Origin of the sequence: Streptococcus orisasini (assembly GCF_001431045.1) — a bacterium.
GTDB classification, from domain to species: domain Bacteria; phylum Bacillota; class Bacilli; order Lactobacillales; family Streptococcaceae; genus Streptococcus; species Streptococcus orisasini.
Window position 1 is genome coordinate 1 of sequence record NZ_BCLE01000054.1, and the last position, 7,123, is coordinate 7,123.

Consider the following 7,123-nt stretch of genomic DNA (forward strand, 5'->3'; position numbering starts at 1 on the left):
GAGTTTTTAAATACTTCTGCCGGACAGCAGGGTTATAGGGAGTTTGTGTTCTTTTTCTGTTATAGTTTGCCCTGCGATTTTTTTGAGCAGCAGCTCAACAGTTAGCTGAGCGATATCGCGAATTGGTTGCTTAATGGTGGTCAGCTGTGGCAAATAATTTTCAATAAAGGCAGTTCCGTCATAGCCGATTAATTTTAAGTCTCCAGGAATCTTGATATCTAGCTCATTGGCGACTTTCATCACCAACATAGCTGTCAGATCATCAGAGGTGAAAATTCCATCTGGCTGAAAACGCTCAAGAATGTTTTTGATTTCCATTTCCTTGCGAATAGGAGAATAGTCGCTGGAAACGTTAATAAAATAAGATTTGGGTAAGACAGAACTAAAGCCTGTGCGGCGCAGAGCTGTCGGTGAGCAGCTGTCATCATTACCAGTAATCATGACAGCTCGCTTGCAGCCAGCTTGCTCTAAAGTATGGGCAGCCAGGGCTCCGCCTTGAAAGTTATCAGATGAGACAACAGGAATATTGGGTGATAGGTTGCGGTCAAAGGAAATAATAGGAGCAGTAACACGGTCATAATCAGGAATTCCTAAATTATGACTGCCGGAAATGATACCGTCTACCTGATTAGCCTCCAACATTTCCAAATATTCACGCTCCTTGTCAGAGTCGTGTTCGCTGTTACAGATAATCGTTTTGTAGCCCTTATCAAACAGCTCGAGTTCCAAATGCTCAATTAACTCAGCGTAAAAAATATGACTGATATTGGGAAAAATTAAGCCGACCAGCTTAGAAGATTTCCCCTGCAGGCTTCTGGCCAGGTTGTTAGGTTTATAACCTAGCTCGCGCATAGCCTCATTGACCTTTTGAATGGTTTTCTTGGAAAGATAGCCTTTATTATTGATCACACGTGAAACAGTAGTAGGACTGACACCTGCTAACTCTGCAACATCTGTTAATTTTGTAACCATAAACTAATATTTTAATTCAAAGTATTTACCACTTGGCTGTCCCTGCTTGATAACAATACCGGTTTGGTCTGCATGCGGGAAGACGCGGCCAGTAAATACTTTTTCTCCCTTGTTAATGAAAATTTCAAAAATTGATTTGTCGATAAAAATATTTGCAGTTGTAAGGTCATTGTCAATCGCACAGGAACGAGTTGTACCGTATTCAAGAGCATACTGTTCCCCTGCTTGAGAACGATCGACCAGGATTTGTCCTTTTTTAGTATCAACGATCACTGACAAGCCCTTCATCTTTTGATCAGCAAATAGAACAATCTCACTGCGGCTGTCCTTGTCAAAGGTCAACTCCAGCTCATAAGTATTGTTGGTTGAGCTCATATTAGTGAAGGTCTTTTCTTCCTGACGCAGGTCAGTAATGGCATCAACAGGATATTGGTACAATTTTCCGTCTTTAATCGTCAGTTCTTTGACCAAGCTCATGGCTCCTTGGTAGTCATATTTATCGGTTGGATATTCTACATCTGGCAGTCCAATCCAGCTGATAGATAAAGCTCGGCCGTTAGGAGCATTGAAGGCCTGTGTCGCATAAACTTCAAAACCATAATCCAAATTATGAATTTCAGAAGGATTAACAATAGCTGCGTTTTCTGTGTCAAACGTTTGACCTATTTTATACATATTCGGATAAATATTATGGTAATCAATGACACTTTTATCAAGTCCCTGAGGACAGTAGAGAAGAACTGGGCGGCCGTCCACAAAGACTAGATTAGGACACTCAATCATGTAAGAAGTAGCATCGTTGTCAAAATCCAAATCTCCTACAAAAGTCCACTCTTTGTAGCTGCTGTTTTTGGCCTTATAAAGCTTGATAAAGCCTTTTTTATCAAGGCTTTGAGCACCAATGATAGCGTAGTAGTCTCCATCATAGAAGAAGATCTGCGGGTCGCGGAAATGTTCGGTCACATCATCTGGCTTAGCAATCAATGTTTGAGGAACCTTTTCTAAATGTCCGCTGCTGTCAAGCAAACCGCCGTTTTGATAGGTATGCCGCACCCAGTTTTCATCGCGGACATTGCCTGTATAAAAGATGAACAGTTTATCACCAAATTGCATGGCAGAACCGGAATACATACCGTGACTGTCCAGAGAAGTATCTGGGTATAAAATCGTCCCTGTTTCATTAAAATGGATTAAGTCGGTTGACTCTGTCTGTACCCAGGACTTAAGGCCGTGAGCGGCCCCAAAGGGAAAATATTGATAGAATAACTGCCATTTTCCCTTGAAATAGGAAAAACCGTTAGGATCATTGAGCAAACCATAGGCTGGTTCAACATGAAAGACTGTGTGCCAAGGAGAGCTCGCGGCATTTTTTTTGATTTTTTGAACTTCTTCCTCGGTCCACTCATTATAGGGCCTATACCTTTGTTCTGTTGTTAGTGACATACTGCCTCCATCATATAATTCTATACTATTATACTAGACGTTTTCTTCTTAAAAATCAATATTTTAACGTAAAAAGTAACTTTTTTATGTAAAACGATTGACATATTGTCAAAAAATGATAAAATATAAAGCGTGGAAAGTAAAAAAACGCTTTCAAAAATTCAAAAAATAAAAGGAGTTTTTTGCAAATGGATAACACACAAATTGCAAAAGAGGTTATTGCAGCTGTCGGCGGCCGCGATAATGTAAAAAGTGTCGCCCACTGTGCAACACGTCTCCGCGTTATGGTTGTTGATGAAGGAAAAATCGATAAAAGTAAGGCGGAAAGCATTGACAAAGTTAAGGGAGCCTTCTTTAACGCTGGTCAGTATCAAATCATTTTTGGTACCGGAACAGTTAATAAGATCTATGAAGAAGTCGTTGCTTTAGGCCTTCCTGCCTCATCAACAGGCGATCAAAAAGAGGAAGCCGCAAAACAAGGGAATGCTTTCCAGCGTGCTGTCCGCACCTTTGGGGATGTCTTCGTACCGCTGCTTCCAGCAATCGTAGCAACCGGTCTTTTCATGGGTATTCGCGGTGCTATCAACAATGACACCATTCTCGGACTGTTTGGAACTACTTCGAAGGCCTTCTCTGCTTCGAACTTTTACACTTACACAGTTGTCTTAACGGATACGGCCTTTGCCTTCTTCCCAGCCTTGATTTCTTGGTCTGCCTTCCGTGTTTTTGGAGGAAATCCAGTTATTGGTTTGGTTCTAGGGCTTATGATGGTTAACTCAGCTCTTCCAAATGCTTGGGATGTAGCTTCTGGCGCTGCTAAACCGATTTATTTCTTTGGCTTTGTTCCAGTTGTTGGTTATCAAAATTCAGTACTTCCGGCCTTCTTTGTTGGTTTGTTAGGTGCTAAATTTGAAAAATGGCTGCATAAGAAGATTCCAGATGTCTTGGATCTGCTCTTAGTACCGTTCCTGACATTTACCGTAATGTCTATCCTTGCTCTCTTTGTTATCGGCCCAGTCTTCCACTCTGTGGAAAATTATGTCCTTGCAGCAACAAAATTCCTTTTAGAATTGCCTCTTGGTCTGTCAGGTCTGATTCTTGGTGGTCTTCACCAAGTTATCGTCGTTACTGGTGTTCACCACATCTTCAACCTTCTTGAGTCTCAATTGATTGCTGCTGATGGAAAAGATCCGTTTAACGCTATCATTACTGCGGCCATGACTGCCCAAGCCGGAGCTACACTTGCGGTTGGTGTTAAAACTAAATCAGCTAAACTTAAAGCACTAGCCTTTCCAGCTGCCCTTTCTGCAGGACTGGGAATTACAGAACCAGCTATCTTCGGTGTTAACTTGCGTTTTGGTAAACCATTTATAATGGGGCTTATCGGTGGTGCTGCCGGCGGTTGGTTAGCTTCTATTCTTAATCTTGCTGGTACTGGTTTTGGAATTACCATTATTCCAGGAACGCTCCTTTATTTAAATGGTCAAGTCTTTAAATATGTTATCATGGTGCTTGCAACAACAGCGATTGGCTTCATTTTGACTTATATGTTTGGATACAATGAAGAAGAAACTGCTGAGGAAGCCGCTGATACAGCTGCACCTGCTGAAGAAGAAAAAGCTGACCAAGCTGCTGAATCAGCTCCAGCAGCAGAAGTAACAGATGAAATTTTGGCAGCTCCTCTTGCTGGTGACGTTGTTGATTTAACTGCCGTTAATGATCCGGTCTTCTCCAGCGAAGCCATGGGTAAAGGTGTTGCTATTAAACCTAGCGGCGATACTGTTTATGCTCCAGTTGACGGAGTTGTTCAAATTGCTTTTGATACAGGCCATGCTTACGGTATTAAATCTGATAAGGGAGCAGAAATCCTGATTCACATCGGTATTGATACTGTTTCAATGGAAGGTAATGGTTTTGAGCAAAAAGTGAAAGCAGAACAAAAAGTTAAAAAAGGTGATGTTCTGGGAACATTTGACAGTGCTAAGATTGCGCAAGCCGGTCTTGACAATACAACAATGTTTATCATTACCAATACAGCAGATTATACTTCAGTTGAAACTGTTGCATCAGGTACAGTTGCTGTCGGCGATGATTTGCTGGATATCAAAAAATAACAGCTTTTGCTGGGGTTAGTACACCTATGCTAGCCCCAGCCTTTTATTTTATTCTGTCAGATTAAAAGCAGAATTTTTTCTCAATACTTCTTTTAATTATGATATAATTAATGAAAAACGGCTCTCTGTAAAATCAAGCTTAAAAGCAGATAGCTATCTGATATTAAAAGTAAAAAAAGATTCGAGGTTTACTATGTCTAAATTGTATGGCAGCGTAGAAGCTGGTGGAACAAAATTTGTCTGTGCAGTTGGTGATGAAAACTTTCAGCTTGTTGAAAAGGTTCAGTTTCCAACAACAACGCCTTATGAAACAATTGAAAAAACAGTTGCTTTTTTCAAAAGATTCGAAGCGGATTTAGCCAGTATAGCAATTGGCTCTTTCGGACCTATTGATATTGACCAAAATTCAACAACCTATGGCTATATTACCTCAACTCCTAAACCTAATTGGGCCAATGTTGACTTGGTGGGACTGATGGCTAAAGATTTTAAAATTCCTTTTTACTTCACAACAGATGTCAACTCGTCGGCTTATGGTGAAGTCATTGCACGTTCAAATGTGAACAGTCTGGTTTATTACACTATTGGAACGGGCATTGGAGCTGGCGCTATTCAAAACGGCGAGTTTATTGGCGGTCTTGGTCATACAGAAGCAGGGCATACTTATGTGGATCTTCATCCAAGCGATGTGGCTAATGAATTCTATGGTACCTGTCCTTTCCATAAGGGCTGTCTGGAAGGTTTGGCAGCAGGTCCTAGTCTTGAGGCTAGAACGGGTATCCGTGGGGAGTTGATCGAACAAAACTCAGATGTCTGGGATATTCAGGCCTACTATATTGCTCAAGCTGCCATTCAGGCAACAATGCTCTATCGACCGCAAGTCATTGTTTTTGGTGGTGGTGTTATGGCTCAAGAGCATATGCTGCGCCGAGTTCGTGAGAAGTTTGTTTCCTTGTTAAATGATTATCTGCCTGTACCTGATGTCAAAGATTACATTGTCACACCAGCAGTTGCTGAAAATGGTTCTGCAACATTGGGAAATTTTGCCTTGGCCAAAAAAGTTTCAGAACGCTAAGTTAAAAAGTCTTTTTAGATTTTTTAAAAGGCTCAGCCCTGAGCTTTGAAACTTGAACTGATAATTTATTGAAACTGTTAACTAGAGACCGAAGTAAAAACTTTGGTCTCTTAACTATTTAGCAATATTTCTAAGATAGAAATCAGCTGAATACCTTGAATTTCAGTTATTATCAAGCGCTTGTTAGGTTGTTTGAAAGGATGAGTTCTACATTAAAGAAACAGGAAATGATTTTTTGCTGAGTTCTAGCTTTTTCTTTTGGTAAAATGTGATATAATGAGAAAAAATGACAGGAGTAAAAGCGAATGGCAGAACCTTTATTTTTACAATCGCAGATGCATGAAAAAATTTGGGGTGGTAACCGTTTAAAAAAAGAATTTGGTTACGATATTCCCAGTGAAACAACCGGAGAATACTGGGCGATTTCTGCCCACCCTAATGGGGTTTCTCTTGTTAAAAACGGCCTTTATAAGGGCTTTTTGCTGGATAAGCTCTATGCCGAGCACAGAGAACTGTTTGGGCAAAGTAAAAGTCCAGTCTTTCCGCTCTTGACCAAGATTTTAGATGCTAATGATTGGCTGAGTGTCCAGGTTCATCCAGATGATCAATATGCTCTGGAGCATGAAGGAGAATTGGGCAAGACTGAGTGCTGGTATGTTATTTCCGCTGAGGAAGGCGCAGAGATTATTTACGGTCACAATGCCCAATCAAAAGCTGAGCTGCGGGATTTAATAGAAGCAGAAGATTGGGAACAGCTTTTAACGCGAATTCCAGTTAAAGCCGGAGATTTCTTTTACGTTCCTAGCGGCACCATGCACGCGATTGGTAAGGGAATTATGATTCTAGAAACTCAGCAATCCAGCGATACGACTTACCGTGTTTATGATTTTGACCGAATGGATGATCAAGGGCAAAAACGAGAGCTTCATATTGAGGCATCGATTGATGTGTTGAATATTGGTGTTCCGGCTAATTCAAGTCCTGCCCGCTTAGCTTTAGAGGGCATAAAGACTACTCTTTTGGTTTCCAGCCCTTTCTTTGCTGTTTATAAGTGGGAAATAAACGGTTCTGTCAAGATGCAGCAAACTGTTCCTTATCTCTTGGTCAGTGTACTAGATGGATCAGGCAGCATCACTGTTGACGAAGCAAGCTATCCTCTTAAAAAAGGCGACCATTTTATTCTTCCAAGTGATGTCAAAGCTTGGGAATTTACAGGAAATCTGACGATGATTGCCAGTCACCCTAATGAGCACTGAGATGAGAAATCTGCTCCTGCCAAGGAGTGGATTTTTAAATAAACTGCTGTTAGCAGCAAAACATAGGCTTGGTTCGAAAGATTATTTGCCCAGCAGTTAAGCGGAAATTTTTGCTTGTGCCAGAGATGCGCTTGGTTATCAGAGGTAAGAAAGCAAGAGCTGAATTTGCGAATAAAAATAGGTGTATGAAAAGCGCTTATTTTTAGACCAGTTTAGCTTTGGTTCTGCCCATTGTTGAGGCGTGAAACAGCTCCATGGAATTC

At 41.0% G+C, this 7,123-nt stretch carries 4 protein-coding genes and 2 pseudogenes; 4 read left to right on the forward strand and 2 right to left on the reverse strand.

What is annotated here, in order from left to right:
• Nucleotides 1-6 precede the first annotated feature (6 nt).
• Entirely contained in the window at nt 7-972 is a 966-nt protein-coding gene (locus tag SCSH_RS10610; RefSeq protein ID WP_057491864.1) for a LacI family DNA-binding transcriptional regulator, read from the reverse strand.
• Nucleotides 973-975: 3 nt separating this feature from the next.
• Complete coding sequence (locus SCSH_RS10615; protein ID WP_057491865.1) at nt 976-2,415, reverse strand: sucrose-6-phosphate hydrolase; 1,440 nt, start codon at nt 2,413-2,415, stop codon at nt 976-978.
• Between the two features lie 188 nt (nt 2,416-2,603).
• On the opposite strand from SCSH_RS10615, the pseudogene SCSH_RS10620 reads away from it, so the two are divergent.
• The 4 genes and pseudogenes from SCSH_RS10620 to manA form a co-directional block, all read left to right on the forward strand.
• Nucleotides 2,604-3,978 (forward strand): annotated as a pseudogene (locus SCSH_RS10620) (sucrose-specific PTS transporter subunit IIBC); the annotation flags it as partial.
• Between the two features lie 116 nt (nt 3,979-4,094).
• Nucleotides 4,095-4,529, forward strand: a pseudogene (locus SCSH_RS11550) (PTS sugar transporter subunit IIA); the annotation flags it as partial.
• 193 nt (nt 4,530-4,722) lie between these two features.
• Entirely contained in the window at nt 4,723-5,604 is an 882-nt protein-coding gene (scrK, locus tag SCSH_RS10625) for a fructokinase ScrK (RefSeq protein WP_057491867.1), read from the forward strand.
• Between the two features lie 305 nt (nt 5,605-5,909).
• Nucleotides 5,910-6,860: a mannose-6-phosphate isomerase, class I gene (gene manA / locus SCSH_RS10630; RefSeq protein ID WP_057491868.1), complete on the forward strand. Its 951-nt coding sequence runs from the start codon at nt 5,910-5,912 to the stop codon at nt 6,858-6,860.
• Nucleotides 6,861-7,123 lie beyond the last annotated feature (263 nt).

Excerpts from the sequence above, each read along its gene's own strand:
- SCSH_RS10610 (WP_057491864.1), bottom strand. The coding sequence starts at position 972 with ATGGTTACAAAATTAACAGATGTTGCAGAGTTAGCAGGTGTCAGTCCT.
- SCSH_RS10615 (WP_057491865.1), bottom strand. The coding sequence starts at position 2,415 with ATGTCACTAACAACAGAACAAAGGTATAGGCCCTATAATGAGTGGACC.
- scrK (WP_057491867.1), top strand. The coding sequence starts at position 4,723 with ATGTCTAAATTGTATGGCAGCGTAGAAGCTGGTGGAACAAAATTTGTC.
- manA (WP_057491868.1), top strand. The coding sequence starts at position 5,910 with ATGGCAGAACCTTTATTTTTACAATCGCAGATGCATGAAAAAATTTGG.